Source organism: Shigella flexneri 2a str. 301 (genome assembly GCF_000006925.2).
In the GTDB taxonomy this organism is placed as follows: Bacteria; Pseudomonadota; Gammaproteobacteria; order Enterobacterales; family Enterobacteriaceae; genus ECMA0423.
Genome location: NC_004337.2, coordinates 1,206,478 through 1,221,150, shown reverse-complemented (window position 1 = coordinate 1,221,150; position 14,673 = coordinate 1,206,478). Strand labels below are relative to the sequence as shown.

At 48.7% G+C, this 14,673-nt stretch carries 14 protein-coding genes, 1 pseudogene and 3 other annotated features; of the genes and pseudogenes, 7 read left to right on the top strand and 8 right to left on the bottom strand.

Annotated features, from left to right (window positions below):
- The first annotated feature begins 218 nt into the window (after positions 1-218).
- Entirely contained in the window at positions 219-1,751 is a 1,533-nt protein-coding gene (gene ycgB / locus SF1177) for a SpoVR family protein (RefSeq protein NP_707085.1), read from the top strand.
- A 51-nt stretch (positions 1,752-1,802) separates the two neighbouring features.
- Here ycgB and fadR read toward each other — a convergent pair whose 3' ends face one another.
- Positions 1,803-2,522 (bottom strand): fatty acid metabolism regulator, encoded by a 720-nt coding sequence (fadR, locus tag SF1176; protein NP_707084.2) that lies wholly within the window; start codon positions 2,520-2,522, stop codon positions 1,803-1,805.
- Positions 2,523-2,742: 220 nt separating this feature from the next.
- On the opposite strand from fadR, the gene nhaB reads away from it, so the two are divergent.
- Together nhaB and dsbB are read left to right on the top strand one after the other, a co-directional pair.
- Positions 2,743-4,284, top strand: coding sequence for a sodium/proton antiporter (gene nhaB, locus SF1175; RefSeq protein NP_707083.2), 1,542 nt, complete (start codon positions 2,743-2,745; stop codon positions 4,282-4,284).
- Positions 4,285-4,429: 145 nt separating this feature from the next.
- The gene (gene dsbB / locus SF1174; RefSeq protein NP_707082.2) at positions 4,430-4,960 is read left to right on the top strand and encodes a disulfide bond formation protein B; all 531 of its coding nucleotides are present in this window, start codon (positions 4,430-4,432) and stop codon (positions 4,958-4,960) included.
- 45 nt (positions 4,961-5,005) lie between these two features.
- Here dsbB and umuC read toward each other — a convergent pair whose 3' ends face one another.
- A complete protein-coding gene (gene umuC, locus SF1173) occupies positions 5,006-6,274 on the bottom strand; it encodes a DNA polymerase V subunit UmuC (protein NP_707081.1) in 1,269 nt (422 codons plus the stop codon).
- A complete protein-coding gene (gene umuD, locus SF1172; RefSeq protein ID NP_707080.1) occupies positions 6,274-6,693 on the bottom strand; it encodes a DNA polymerase V subunit UmuD in 420 nt (139 codons plus the stop codon). Before umuD ends, umuC begins: the two co-directional genes overlap by 1 nt.
- 366 nt (positions 6,694-7,059) lie before the next feature.
- Positions 7,060-7,966 (top strand) — a sequence feature (Similar to Escherichia coli K12 hemolysin E gi: 1787430 (306 aa). BLAST with identity of 98% in 302 aa. This CDS contains an in-frame stop codon. The sequence has been checked and is believed to be correct.).
- On the opposite strand from umuD, the pseudogene hlyE reads away from it, so the two are divergent.
- Positions 7,060-7,966: pseudogene (gene hlyE / locus SF1171) on the top strand. (Overlaps the previous feature by 907 nt.)
- Positions 7,967-8,172: 206 nt before the next feature.
- Here hlyE and ycgN read toward each other — a convergent pair.
- From ycgN to SF1166, 5 genes are all read right to left on the bottom strand, one after another.
- Positions 8,173-8,634, bottom strand: coding sequence for a hypothetical protein (gene ycgN, locus SF1170; RefSeq protein ID NP_707079.3), 462 nt, complete (start codon positions 8,632-8,634; stop codon positions 8,173-8,175).
- Between the two features lie 76 nt (positions 8,635-8,710).
- Positions 8,711-9,370, bottom strand: a complete 660-nt coding sequence (locus tag SF1169; protein NP_707078.1) for a hypothetical protein — start codon at positions 9,368-9,370, stop codon at positions 8,711-8,713.
- Positions 9,371-9,441: 71 nt separating this feature from the next.
- Positions 9,442-9,768, bottom strand: coding sequence for a hypothetical protein (ycgL, locus tag SF1168; RefSeq protein ID NP_707077.1), 327 nt, complete (start codon positions 9,766-9,768; stop codon positions 9,442-9,444).
- 315 nt (positions 9,769-10,083) lie between these two features.
- Positions 10,084-11,341, bottom strand: a mobile genetic element.
- On the bottom strand, positions 10,126-10,980 hold the full coding sequence (locus SF1167) for an insertion sequence IS3A transposase InsF (protein ID NP_707076.1): 855 nt from the start codon (positions 10,978-10,980) through the stop codon (positions 10,126-10,128). It overlaps the preceding feature by 855 nt.
- The gene (locus SF1166) at positions 10,977-11,285 is read right to left on the bottom strand and encodes an insertion sequence IS3 transposase InsE (RefSeq protein ID NP_707075.1); all 309 of its coding nucleotides are present in this window, start codon (positions 11,283-11,285) and stop codon (positions 10,977-10,979) included. (Lies within the feature at positions 10,084-11,341.) The genes SF1167 and SF1166 overlap by 4 nt, the downstream gene beginning before the upstream one ends.
- 570 nt (positions 11,342-11,911) lie before the next feature.
- Positions 11,912-13,242: a mobile genetic element, on the top strand.
- Between SF1166 and SF1165 the strand changes: the two genes are divergently transcribed.
- From SF1165 to minC, 3 genes are all read left to right on the top strand, one after another.
- A complete protein-coding gene (locus SF1165) occupies positions 11,958-12,368 on the top strand; it encodes an IS2 repressor TnpA (RefSeq protein NP_707074.3) in 411 nt (136 codons plus the stop codon). (Overlaps the previous feature by 411 nt.)
- Positions 12,326-13,231: an IS2 transposase TnpB gene (locus tag SF1164; RefSeq protein ID NP_707073.1), complete on the top strand. Its 906-nt coding sequence runs from the start codon at positions 12,326-12,328 to the stop codon at positions 13,229-13,231. Its footprint lies within the feature at positions 11,912-13,242. Before SF1165 ends, SF1164 begins: the two co-directional genes overlap by 43 nt.
- A gap of 712 nt (positions 13,243-13,954) precedes the next feature.
- The gene (gene minC, locus SF1163; RefSeq protein NP_707072.2) at positions 13,955-14,650 is read left to right on the top strand and encodes a septum formation inhibitor; all 696 of its coding nucleotides are present in this window, start codon (positions 13,955-13,957) and stop codon (positions 14,648-14,650) included.
- Positions 14,651-14,673: the final 23 nt, after the last annotated feature.

Sequence of the window (14,673 nt, the reverse complement as noted above, 5' to 3'; positions counted from 1 at the left end):
CATCTCCCTGACTCTGCGGCAATATGGCGTCTTTAGTATCTCCTGCTGAACGCCCTTTTTATCCAGCATAAAATTCCGTTCAGAAGCGGATTAGTGGCACTCTGATAATAAGAAATCGCAAAGAAAAAAATTCTCCGGCGACGCGGTTTTTAACAGGTGTTCTATGCTTGAAATGAGGTGCTCCACACAGAGAGCGCCGACAACAATGAGGTGCGCGTATGGCGACGATCGATTCTATGAATAAGGACACCACACGTTTGAGCGATGGACCCGACTGGACGTTCGACCTGCTGGATGTTTATCTGGCAGAGATAGACCGGGTGGCGAAACTCTACCGGCTGGATACCTACCCGCACCAGATTGAAGTGATAACCTCAGAACAGATGATGGATGCCTATTCCAGCGTCGGCATGCCAATTAACTATCCGCACTGGTCATTCGGTAAAAAGTTTATCGAGACTGAACGGCTGTATAAGCACGGTCAGCAAGGGCTGGCCTATGAAATCGTCATTAACTCTAACCCGTGTATCGCTTACTTGATGGAAGAGAACACCATTACTATGCAGGCGCTGGTGATGGCACACGCCTGCTATGGACATAACTCTTTCTTTAAAAACAATTGCTTATTCCGCAGTTGGACCGACGCCAGTTCGATTGTCGATTATCTGATTTTTGCCCGTAAATATATTACCGAGTGCGAAGAACGTTATGGCGTTGATGAAGTAGAACGGCTTCTGGACTCGTGCCACGCGCTGATGAACTACGGCGTGGACCGGTACAAACGCCCGCAAAAAATCTCGCTGCAAGAAGAGAAAGCCCGGCAGAAAAGTCGCGAAGAGTATCTACAAAGTCAGGTCAATATGCTCTGGCGTACCCTGCCGAAGCGCGAGGAAGAGAAAACGGTTGCTGAAGCGCGCCGCTATCCGTCCGAACCACAAGAAAACCTGCTCTATTTTATGGAGAAAAATGCGCCACTGCTGGAATCATGGCAGCGTGAAATCCTGCGTATTGTGCGTAAGGTGAGCCAGTATTTTTATCCGCAAAAACAGACTCAGGTGATGAACGAAGGCTGTGCGACCTTCTGGCACTATACCATCCTTAACCATCTGTATGATGAAGGGAAAGTAACGGAACGTTTTATGCTGGAGTTTTTGCACAGCCACACCAATGTGGTCTTCCAGCCCCCCTATAACAGCCCGTGGTACAGCGGCATCAACCCGTATGCCCTCGGGTTCGCCATGTTCCAGGATATTAAACGGATTTGTCAGTCGCCAACGGAAGAAGACAAATACTGGTTCCCGGATATCGCCGGTTCCGACTGGCTGGAAACGCTGCATTTCGCGATGCGTGATTTCAAAGATGAGAGTTTTATCAGCCAGTTTCTGTCACCGAAAGTGATGCGTGATTTCCGCTTCTTCACCGTGCTGGATGATGATCGGCATAATTATCTGGAGATTTCCGCTATTCATAATGAAGAAGGTTATCGGGAGATCCGTAACCGGTTATCGTCGCAATATAAGTTAAGTAATCTGGAGCCGAATATTCAGATCTGGAACGTGGATTTGCGCGGCGACCGTTCGCTGACGCTGCGTTATATTCCACATAATCGCGCACCGCTGGATCGGGGGCGCAAAGAAGTCCTGAAGCATGTGCATCGCCTGTGGGGATTTGATGTGATGCTCGAACAGCAAAACGAAGACGGCAGCATCGAGTTGCTGGAACGTTGCCCGCCAAGAATGGGAAATCTGTAAAAACAACAAAAAACCCCTCGTTTGAGGGGGTTGCTCTTTAAACGGAAGGGATTATCGCCCCTGAATGGCTAAATCACCCGGCAGATTTTTCTGCATCCGGTGCCAAATCTCGCCACTCTCATGCCCATAGCGACGCACTGTTTCGTACACCTGATCGTGCGCGCCTTCACTGCACAACGCCGACAGTTTGTGGTAGAAGCCCAGCGCCAGACTGCGCGCTTCCGGATTGGCGAAATAGTGACGACCAATGCGCGTATACAGCCCTTTCATCCCGTTAAGGATCAGACCGTAAATCGGGTTGCCGGAAGCAAACGCCAGGCCGCGGAATATGTTGTAATCCAGCTCGGCAAAGGCATCGGCGTGATCGGCCACTTCATTAGCGGTAGCCAGCACTTCCTGCGCTTTATCGGGATGCTGACGAAACGCGGTGCGAATAAAAATAGTGGAAATATTGGTACGCACCGACAGCAAATTATCAATAAGCTGCGGCACACTTTCGTGATCCAGTCGCGCCAGTGTTTCAAGGATATTTAAACCGGAAGTTTCCCAGAAATTATTCACCTTCGTCGGCTTGCCATGTTGAATGGTCAACCAGCCATCTCGTGCCAGACGCTGTAACACTTCACGTAACGTAGTACGCGTTACGCCAATTAATTCTGAAAGTTCACGTTCTGCGGGCAAAATAGTCCCGGGAGGGAAGCGGTTATTCCAGATACTTTCAATAATGTACTCTTCCGCGAAACCCGCCGGGCTTTGCGCCTTAATGACCATAGTGAGATTTCCATAACACAGCAAAACAAAGTTGGACTCATCATACCAGAGGGCTAACTACGCTGATAGCAGACAAAAAGAAGAAAAAGGGATCAAGGCTTCATTTTCCGCATCTCTTTCCCCTTGACTATCAAGACTTGCCTCACTCCTGCCTGACCGTTAAGCTTTGCGTTTAAACATAAAAACATCATTGATTATTTGTAAGGTAAGGGAAACCATCATGGAGATCTCCTGGGGCCGCGCGCTATGGCGCAATTTTTTGGGCCAGTCCCCCGACTGGTACAAACTCGCCCTCATCATTTTCTTAATCGTAAACCCGTTAATTTTCCTCATCAGCCCTTTCGTCGCGGGCTGGTTGCTGGTAGCGGAATTTATTTTCACTCTGGCGATGGCCCTGAAATGCTACCCGCTACTCCCCGGTGGTCTGTTGGCTATCGAAGCGGTATTCATCGGCATGACCAGCGCGGAACACGTCCGTGAAGAGGTGGCGGCAAATCTTGAAGTCTTGCTGTTATTGATGTTTATGGTGGCGGGTATCTATTTTATGAAACAGCTGTTGCTGTTCATATTTACCCGTTTGCTGTTAAGCATTCGCTCCAAAATGCTGCTGTCGCTCTCTTTTTGCGTGGCGGCAGCGTTCCTCTCCGCGTTCCTCGATGCCTTAACCGTCGTGGCGGTGGTGATCAGCGTTGCAGTCGGTTTTTATGGTATTTATCATCGCGTAGCCTCTTCCCGTACCGAAGACACCGACCTGCAAGACGATAGTCATATCGACAAGCATTACAACGTGGTTCTGGAACAGTTCCGTGGCTTTCTGCGTAGCCTGATGATGCATGCCGGTGTCGGCACCGCATTAGGCGGCGTAATGACCATGGTGGGCGAACCACAGAACCTGATCATCGCTAAAGCGGCTGGCTGGCATTTTGGCGATTTCTTCCTGCGCATGTCGCCGGTGACCGTTCCGGTTCTGATTTGTGGCCTGTTAACCTGCCTGCTGGTAGAGAAGCTGCGTTGGTTTGGCTACGGTGAAACGCTGCCGGAGAAAGTCCGCGAAGTGTTGCAACAGTTTGACGATCAAAGCCGCCACCAGCGTACCCGTCAGGATAAAATCCGTCTGATTGTCCAGGCGATTATTGGCGTCTGGCTGGTGACTGCGCTGGCGTTGCATCTGGCGGAAGTTGGCTTGATTGGTTTGTCAGTCATTATTCTGGCAACATCATTGACCGGTGTCACCGATGAACATGCTATCGGTAAAGCCTTCACCGAATCTCTGCCATTCACCGCACTGTTGACGGTGTTTTTCTCGGTAGTCGCGGTGATTATCGACCAACAACTGTTTTCGCCGATTATTCAGTTTGTGTTGCAGGCATCTGAACATGCTCAGCTGTCGCTGTTCTATATTTTCAACGGTCTGCTGTCATCCATTTCGGATAACGTCTTCGTGGGGACGATTTATATCAACGAAGCGAAAGCGGCAATGGAAAGTGGCGCTATCACGTTGAAGCAATACGAGCTGCTGGCGGTCGCCATTAATACCGGTACCAATCTGCCCTCTGTCGCTACGCCGAACGGTCAGGCTGCGTTCCTGTTCCTGCTGACCTCTGCACTCGCGCCATTGATTCGCCTCTCTTATGGCCGCATGGTGTGGATGGCCCTGCCTTACACCCTCGTACTGACACTCGTCGGCTTGCTCTGCGTCGAGTTTACGCTTGCCCCTGTAACCGAATGGTTTATGCAAATGGGCTGGATAGCAACGCTTTGATAACAACTTACCGGGCATATAAATGCCCGGTTTGCCTTTTCGCCCGATAATTGTCCAATTGCGTCCTATTTTTGCTGCCTCCTGGTGGCGCAGCGAATGAATTGGTTTAAACTGCGCACTCTATGCATATTGCAGGGAAATGATTATGTTGCGATTTTTGAACCAATGTTCACAAGGCCGGGGCGCGTGGCTGTTGATGGCGTTTACTGCTCTGGCACTGGAACTGACGGCGCTGTGGTTCCAGCATGTGATGTTACTGAAACCTTGCGTGCTCTGTATTTATGAACGCTGCGCGTTATTCGGCGTTCTGGGTGCTGCGCTGATTGGCGCGATCGCCCCGAAAACTCCGCTGCGTTATGTAGCGATGGTTATCTGGTTGTATAGTGCGTTCCGCGGTGTGCAGTTAACTTACGAGCACACCATGCTTCAGCTCTATCCTTCGCCATTTGCCACCTGTGATTTTATGGTTCGTTTCCCGGAATGGCTGCCGCTGGATAAATGGGTGCCGCAAGTGTTTGTCGCCTCTGGCGATTGCGCCGAGCGTCAGTGGGATTTTTTAGGTATGGAAATGCCGCAGTGGCTGCTCGGTATTTTTATCGCTTACCTGATTGTCGCGGTGCTGGTGGTGATTTCCCAGCCGTTTAAAGCGAAAAAACGTGATCTGTTCGGTCGCTAATCCATTCGGCGCTCCTGCGGGAGCGCTTTTTTCCTGCCGCTATATTTATTTGACCCGCAGTAAATCAGAACTTCGCGTTGTATAACGTGGTGAAAGCATAGCTCGCTTCATCTGCCATTGTTGTTGGATCCCCTGCCCGGCAAAATAGAGTGTTCCTCTGCCCTCTTTAGCATTCAGAGTATCCATTACCGCCATCAATTGCTCACTCCCGGGGCGCGGTGCGTTGTCATCGAATAAATTGAGCTGCGCGACTCCCTGACTGAAGAAATCCCCCAGCATCACGCCCGCTTTTTGGTAGCGATGGCCCGCTTGCCAGATGGCATCCAGAGATCGCGTAGCAGCGTTAATGATATCCCTGCTGTCCTGAGTGGGCGTCAGCAGTTTTACCGACGCGCTATTGCCGTAATAAGGTTCATTGAGCGCAAATGGTGACGTCTTAATAAATGTGGAGATAAACCGACAATATTGATGCTCACTGCGAAGTTTTTCCGCCGCCCGGGCAGCGTAACTACAAATGGCCTGCCGCATCGACGTATAATCCGTGATGCGTTCACCAAACGAGCGGGAACAGATAATTTCCTGCTTCGTCGGTGCAAACTCTTCCAGTTGCAAACAGGGTTCGCCGCGCAGTTCACGCACCGTTCTTTCGAGCATGACATTAAAATGTTTACGGATAAACCGGATATCTGTATCCGCCAAATCGAGAACGGTTTTGATCCCCATCGCGTCCAGTTTTTTGCTGATCCGCCGTCCAATCCCCCAGACGTCATCCACGGGGAGAGCAGACATTAATTTACGCTGGCGTTCCAGATTTGATAAATCCACCACCCCACCCGTCTGCCGCTGCCATTTTTTTGCCGCATGATTGGCAAGCTTAGCCAACGTTTTGGTCTGGGCGATCCCCACACCAACAGTAAGATGGGTACGTTGTAGCACCGTTGCGCGAATTTCTCTGCCAAAATCAGTCAGATCGCGACAATTACGCACACCTGTCAGATCGCAGAATGCTTCATCAATACTGTAAATCTCGACGCGGGGCGATAGTTCTTCCAGCGTCGACATCACCCGATTGCTCATGTCTGCGTAAAGCTCATAATTGCTGCTAAAGCAAACCACACCACAGCGACGAAACAGATCTTTTTGTTTGAACCAGGGATCGCCCATTTTAACGCCCAGCGCCTTTGCCTCAGCGTTTCGGGCGATAACGCAACCGTCATTATTCGATAGCACAACCACCGGTTTACCCCATAAATCAGGGCGAAACACCGTCTCACAGCTGGCATAAAACGCGTTTACATCACAGAGGGCAAACATCAGCGCATCGCCTTAACGACGTGGATCACCACACCAAAGACATCCAGCGTATCTTCGCTACTGATGGTAATGGGCGAGTACGCACTGTTCATGGGAATAAGCTGTACCGTCGGGCGTAGTTGCAATTTTTTCACCGTAAACTCGCCGTCAACAGCAGCGATGACAATATCACCATGGCTGGCGGTAATAGCACTATCGACAATCAGTAAATCACCGTCACTAATTCCACCATCAATCATAGAATCACCACTTGCTTTGACGAAGTAAGTCGCGCTGGGATGCTGGATCAACAGTTGATTCAGATCGATGCGCTGTTCAACGTAATCTGCTGCCGGTGAAGGAAAGCCACACTGAACAAGATCGCTAAATAGCGGAAAAGTCACAATTTCGCGGAGATCCGCAGGCTTGATAAACAACATAATAATCTGCCTGAAGTTATACTGTTTTTATATACAGTGGTCTGTTCTTGCCAGCAGATCAATACTGATTCAGGCTATCAATATTTGTCGCTGCATAGACTGCTGATTTTTCGTTCTCTTATCCTGTGCTCACGTGGCCTTCTGGCGACGACGCTCATCCAGCAGAAATGAAAAATATCACCCGGCAAAAAAATAGAATAGAAGCATTCGCCATAATGACATTAAACATTGTTTGATATTTATCATATTAATAGAAATAAAGACATTGACGCATCCCGCCCGGCTAACTATGAATTAGATGAAGTAAAATTTATTAATAGTTGTAAAACAGGAGTTTCATTACAATTTATATATTTAAAGAGGCGAATGATTATGACTGAAATCGTTGCAGATAAAACGGTAGAAGTAGTTAAAAACGCAATCGAAACCGCAGATGGAGCATTAGATCTTTATAATAAATATCTCGATCAGGTCATCCCCTGGCAGACCTTTGATGAAACCATAAAAGAGTTAAGTCGCTTTAAACAGGAGTATTCACAGGCAGCCTCCGTTTTAGTCGGCGATATTAAAACCTTACTTATGGATAGCCAGGATAAGTATTTTGAAGCAACCCAAACAGTGTATGAATGGTGTGGTGTTGCGACGCAATTGCTCGCAGCGTATATTTTGCTATTTGATGAGTACAATGAGAAGAAAGCATCCGCCCCTCATTAAGGTACTGGATGACGGCATCACGAAGCTGAATGAAGCGCAAAAATCCCTGCTGGTAAGCTCACAAAGTTTCAACAACGCTTCCGGGAAACTGCTGGCGTTAGATAGCCAGTTAACCAATGATTTTTCAGAAAAAAGCAGCTATTTCCAGTCACAGGTAGATAAAATCAGGAAGGAAGCGTATGCCGGTGCCGCAGCCGATGTCGTCGCCGGTCCATTTGGTTTAATCATTTCCTATTCTATTGCTGCGGGCGTAGTTGAAGGGAAACTGATTCCAGAATTGAAGAACAAGTTAAAATCTGTGCAGAGTTTCTTTACCACCCTGTCTAACACGGTTAAACAAGCGAATAAAGATATCGATGCCGCCAAATTGAAATTAACCACCGAAATAGCCGCCATCGGGGAGATAAAAACGGAAACTGAAACAACCAGATTCTATGTTGATTATGATGATTTAATGCTTTCTTTGCTAAAAGCAGCGGCCAAAAAAATGATTAACACCTGTAATGAGTATCAGAAAAGACACGGTAAAAAGACACTCTTTGAAGTACCTGAAGTCTGATAAGCGATTATTCTCTCCATGTACTCAAGGTATAAGGTTTATCACATTTAAAAACACAGACGTTTTTTAAAGATTGAGAGTTACCTGTTGATAATAAGGTATCGGGTAACTCTCATTATGACAGAGCGCTTTCAAAAACAGGGCTACGAAATGGCGAGCATCCAGACGTATATTAAGAAAGCCCCCATCAGCATCTATTAAATTTATCACTGCGCCCAGTCAGGTTTATTTAAGATATGATCCTGCCAGTCAATCACTTCTGATTCTTTCACTGCGATATGACGCACAGAGATACGTTCACCATGCATTGCCGCTTTCGAACCAGTAAGTAGCGGATGCCACGCAGGTAAATCTTTACCTTCCGCCAGCAACCGATAAGCGCAGGTCATTGGCAGCCATTCGAATGTTGGCAGATTTTCACGGGTTAATTTAATGCAGTCGGGTTCAAACTCGAAACGACGTTCGTAGTTCCGACATTGACAGGTTTTAATATTGAGCTGGCGACAGGCGACGTTAGTGAAGTAGATTTCGTCGGTGTCTTCATCCATCAGTTTATGCAAGCAACACTGACCGCAACCATCACACAACGACTCCCATTCCGCATCGCTCATTTCGTCCAGGGTTTTACTTTGCCAGAAAGGTACATCGCTCATCAGGTGTTCCGCCATTACGTTAAAACGCACCTTATAACCAGTCTGGCACAGCGATGCAAGTTTTGCCGCCGCTTTCTGGCGGCAAAAAGTATTACAAAACGCGAGTTGTCAAAGAATGCCCATCGAAAGTGACTGTCAGCTCATCACCGCTTTGCAACGGGCCGACGCCATCAGGCGTGCCTGTCAACACAACGTCACCGGCCTTGAGGGTAAAAAACTTGCTCATATAAGCGATCAACGGAACGATTTTATGGATCATGTCCGCAGTCGTACCTTGCTGGCGTTTTTCGCCGTTTACGCTCAGGCCCAGCGTTGTATTTTGTGGATCGCCGGTAAATTCCGCCGCGGGGATAAACCCGGAAAGCGGACAAGAGTTATCAAACGCTTTAGCCTTTTCCCACGGCTGCCCGGCTTTCTTCATTTTTCCCTGAACATCACGCAATGTCAGATCAAGCGCCACGCCGTAACCGGCAATGGCTTTGCGGACATGCTCTTCCGTTGCCTGACGCAGCGTCGCGCCAATCAACACCGCCAGTTCGACTTCATGATGAACTGAACCGAAATCGGATGGGATCGCCAATGGCTGCCGCAGATCGCACAGTGCCGTTTCTGGTTTAATAAACAGCACTGGCTCTTCGGGCACTGCGCTGCCCATCTCTTTAATATGTTTGGCATAGTTACTGCCAACACAGACTACTTTACTCACCGGATAATCCAGCAGCGCACCTTGCCAGTTGTGATGTTGATACATAACGTTCCCCTCACCTTATCGTGGATATGAAAACCCGCGCCGACAAAGATAATGCCACCGCCGGATATCGGTTATTTGTTAGTGTCGTCTGTTTTCTGCCCCATGACGGAAAGATGTTGCTTCAGCAAATCTTCGGGTGGTGGCGGTAACTGCAAATAGTAACCTTGCTCGGTTAATGCCAGTTTAACCTTTTCAATATCAGCATTGACCAGTTTCTTCCGCCCATCCAACGGCAGAATCATCGCTAACTGAGGCTGACCAAAACCTTTCATCAGTTCCTCAGGAACACGCGAAAAATCGTCTTTTTTTTCGACATATAAATAGGTCTGGTCACGCTTGCTGCTTCGATAAATCACACAAAACATACTTTTACTCTTTAAGATGCCAGGTTTTGGCATAAGCTAACATCAATGAAACCCGCGCCACAAGCCAGCCAGCTGTAGATTTCTGCGGTTTGTTGAGTCCATGCCCCTTTATAAGTAATCCCCCCGGCAAAAAATGCCGCGCCGGGATTTTACCGAACGCAGAAAAGCCACTGGAATTCTCCCGTAAGGGATTGTTATATTATAACAGTTCATCGTACTCATTCTGAACAGGAGACTACCAATGAAAATCAAGAGCATCAGTAAGGCTGTATTGCTGCTTGCACTGCTAACCTCCACGAGCTTTGCTGCGGGTAAGAATGTCAATGTTGAGTTCAGCAAAGGCCATAGTGATCCTACCCACGTAATATGGACACAGGCCTAAGCGAGGTTCTAGTTTTCAAATTGTTCCGGACTGAGGCCGCCACACCAACTGTGCCGCCGCCACCGATTGTAATCACATTCGATATAATTAAACACCGTTGCCCGCATTATTTCCCGGCTGATAAAGTGTTCTCCATGGATACATTCCACTTTCAGCGAATGAAAGAAGCTTTCCACGCAGGCATTATCGTAGCAGCAACCTTTTGCGCTCATACTTCCACGCAGATTATGCCGCTTCAGTTGCGCCTGATAATCTGCTGAACAGTACTGGCCTCCACGGTCCGTGTGAACGATAACGTTCCGGGGCCTCTTACGCCGCCACAGCGCCATCTGCAGGGCATCGCAGGCCAGTTGCGCCGTCATGCGTGGCGACATTGACCAGCCAATAACGGCACGTGACCACAGGTCAATGACCACTGCCAGATACAGCCAGCCTTCATCTGTACGTAAGTACGTGATGTCTCCTGCCCACTTCTGGTTCGGGCCACTGGCGTAAAAATCCTGCTCCAACAGATTTTCTGACACAGGCAGGCCGTGTGCGCGGTAGCTGACCGGGCTGAACTTCCGGGAGGCCTTTGCCCTCAGTCCCTGACGGCGCAGGCTTGCCGCCACGGTTTTTACGTTAAAGGGGTAACCCTGAGCACGCAGTTCATCCGTCAGGCGTGGGGCACCGTAACGCTGTTTTGACCGGGTAAAAGCCGCGAGGACAACGCTGTCGCAGTGTTGGCGGAACTGCTGACGCGTGCTTATCCTTGTCCGCCGCTGACACCACGTATACCAGCCGCTGCGGGCCACCCGGAGCACGCGGCACATTGCTTTGATGCTGAACTCAGCCTGATGTTTTTCAATAAAGACATACTTCATTTCAGGCGCTTCGCGAAGTATGTCGCGGCCTTTTGGAGGATAGCCAGCTCTTCATCCCGTTCTGCCAGCTGGCGTTTGAGACGTGCAATCTCGGTAGACATCTCCAGTTCACGTTCAGAAGACGTCTGCTGATTTTGCTGTTTACTGCGCCAGTTGTAGAGCTGTGATTCATACAGGCTGAGTTCACGGGCTGCGGCAGTAACACCGATGCGTTCAGCAAGCTTCAGGGCTTCACTGCGAAATTCAGGCGAATGCTGTTTACGGGGTTTTTTACTGGTTGATACTGTTTTTGTCATGTAAGTCACCTCTGACTGAGAGTTTACTCACTTAGCCGCGTGTCCACTATTGCTGGGTAAGATCATAGCAGCGCTCAGTACTCCGGCGAAATAAAGGGATACGATTACGATACATATACCTTCTATGCCAAAAAAGGTCAGAAAGTGCATGTGAGTATCTCTAATGAAGGCGCTGATACTTATCTCTTCGGGCCAGGAATCGATGATTCTGTTGATTTATCCAGATATTCCCCAGAACTCGATAGTCACGGACAATACTCACTCCCTGCTTCTGGCAAATATGAGCTGCGAGTGCTGCAAACTCGAAACGACGCCCGTAAAAACAAAACTAAAAAATATAACGTCGATATTCAAATTAAGTAAATGTCAACCGACGGGGACTATCCCCGTCATAGACGTTAACGCCCCACTCCTCTCTGTCGCTCAAGAGGTTAATGACGAATAGCAGAGAACATAATGTAAACAAGGCATCACTCACGACACATAAATAACATCTTTGTGGTGGTTTGATTGATTTTTCCACTCCGCTTACCATCTACACCAAAATAACGATCATCACGACATAATTTTTCTTTAACATCGCAAAATACACCGTTAGCGAATGTAAATTCGCTGGGATCGTAGCCTTGTAATGATAGACTGGCCCCCTGAATCTCCAGACAACCAGTATCACTTATTTAAGTGATAGTCTTAATACTAGTTTTTAGACTAGTCATTGGAGAACAGATGATTGATGTCTTAGGGCCGGAGAAACGCAGACGGCGTACCACACAGGAAAAGATCGCAATTGTTCAGCAGAGCTTTGAACCGGGGATGACGGTCTCCCTCGTTGCCCGGCAACATGGTGTAGCAGCCAGCCAGTTATTTCTCTGGCGTAAGCAATACCAGGAAGGAAGTCTTACTGCTGTGGCCGCCGGAGAACAGGTTGTTCCTGCCTCTGAACTTGCTGCCGCCATGAAGCAGATTAAAGAACTCCAGCGCCTGCTCGGCAAGAAAACGATGGAAAATGAACTCCTCAAAGAAGCCGTTGAATATGGACGGGCAAAAAAGTGGATAGCGCACGCGCCCTTATTGCCCGGGGATGGGGAGTAAGCTTAGTCAGCCGTTGTCTCCGGGTGTCGCGTGCGCAGTTGCACGTCATTCTCAGACGAACCGATGACTGGATGGATGGCCGCCGCAGTCGTCACACTGATGATACGGATGTGCTTCTCCGTATACACCATGTTATCGGAGAGCTGCCCACGTATGGTTATCGTCGGGTATGGGCGCTGCTTCGCAGACAGGCAGAACTTGATGGTATGCCTGCGATCAATGCCAAACGTGTTTACCGGATCATGCGCCAGAATGCGCTGTTGCTTGAGCGAAAACCTGCTGTACCGCCATCGAAACGGGCACATACAGGCAGAGTAGCCGTGAAAGAAAGCAATCAGCGATGGTGCTCTGACGGGTTCGAGTTCTGCTGTGATAACGGAGAGAGACTGCGTGTCACGTTCGCGCTGGACTGCTGTGATCGTGAGGCACTGCACTGGGCGGGGACTACCGGCGGCTTCAACAGTGAAACAGTACAGGACGTCATGCTGGGAGCGGTGGAACGCCGCTTCGGCAACGATCTTCCGTCGTCTCCAGTGGAGTGGCTGACGGATAATGGTTCATGCTACCGGGCTAATGAAACACGCCAGTTCGCCCGGATGTTGGGACTTGAACCGAAGAACACGGCGGTGCGGAGTCCGGAGAGTAACGGAATAGCAGAGAGCTTCGTGAAAACGATAAAGCGTGACTACATCAGTATCATGCCCAAACCAGACGGGTTAACGGCAGCAAAGAACCTTGCAGAGGCGTTCGAGCATTATAACGAATGGCATCCGCATAGTGCGCTGGGTTATCGCTCGCCACGGGAATATCTGCGGCAGCGGGCTTGTAATGGGTTAAGTGATAACAGATGTCTGGAAATATAGGGGCAAATCCAAAGCGGCTTTTTCGCCGAGATATTTCCTTGTTAACTCTGGGGAAATGCCATTTGAGATCGCGCATATATAGGGGTCGCAAACAACGCCGCACGTCGGAGATTGAAGTCCGCCAGCGTCATGTCCAGACGCCATTGATGAGAACATCATCCCCACACCTGACAATCCGATATAAATAATACGCATCATATTCATAGCACATCCTGATAATCCAACCGTACAACACTTATGCTCATTTCGTCATCAATCCGTAATCAAAACCGCTGACCTGGACGAGTTACGATGACCTGACAGAAGTATCAGACGTCTTCTGCGGTTTCTATGATAGAGCAATTCTGTGGCGGATATTAAGATAACGGGTATCTGTTCTTTAATGATGCTGCAAAAAATGGAAAGTTAAGAAAGCCTGGCGTGGTGAAAAAATACACTTGCCTCAATACTGGATATTTAAACAGGTCTGGAGATGCTGTCACGATTAGGGTGCGGAAAAAGGAAGCGTAAATAAGAAGAATCAAAAGTACGACGGCAATGGGTTGATTGACAAGGGTATTTTTTAAGCTATGAATCAGCGCCATTTATCACAGAATAGACTTTTACTCTGAATAAATGGGAGGGTGACTTGCCTCAATATAATCCAGACTATAACATGCCTTATAGTCTTCGGAACATCATCGCGCGCTGGCGATGATTAATAGCTAATTGAGTAAGGCCAGGATGTCAAACACTCCAATCGAGCTTAAAGGCAGTAGCTTCACTTTATCTGTGGTTCATCTGCATGAGGCAGAACCTAAGGTTATCCATCAGGCGCTGAAAGACAAAATCGCTCAGGCCCCCACATTTTTAAAACATGCCCCCGTTGTACTCAACGTCAGTGCACTGGAAGACCCGGTAAACTGGTCAGCGATGCATAAGGCGGTTTCGGCAACCGGTTTGCGGGTTATTGGCGTAAGTGGCTGCAAAGATGCGCAACTTAAAGCCGAAATTGAAAAAATGGGGCTGCCTATCCTGACGGAAGGAAAAGAAAAAGCGCCACGTCCAGCTCCCGCACCGCAGGCTCCAGCGCAAAATACAATGCCGGTCACAAAAACGCGTTTAATAGATACCCCGGTGCGTTCCGGTCAGCGTATTTATGCTCCACAATGTGATCTGATTGTTACAAGCCACGTTAGCGCTGGGGCCGAATTGATTGCCGATGGGAACATTCATGTCTATGGCATGATGCGCGGTCGTGCGCTGGCAGGGGCAAGTGGTGACCGGGAAACGCAAATATTTTGTACGAACCTGATGGCGGAATTGGTGTCCATCGCAGGTGAATACTGGCTGAGTGATCAAATCCCAGCAGAATTTTATGGCAAAGCGGCGCGACTGCAGTTAGTCGAAAACGCTTTGACCGTTCAACCGTTAAATTGATCCCTTTTTAACAAGGAATTTCT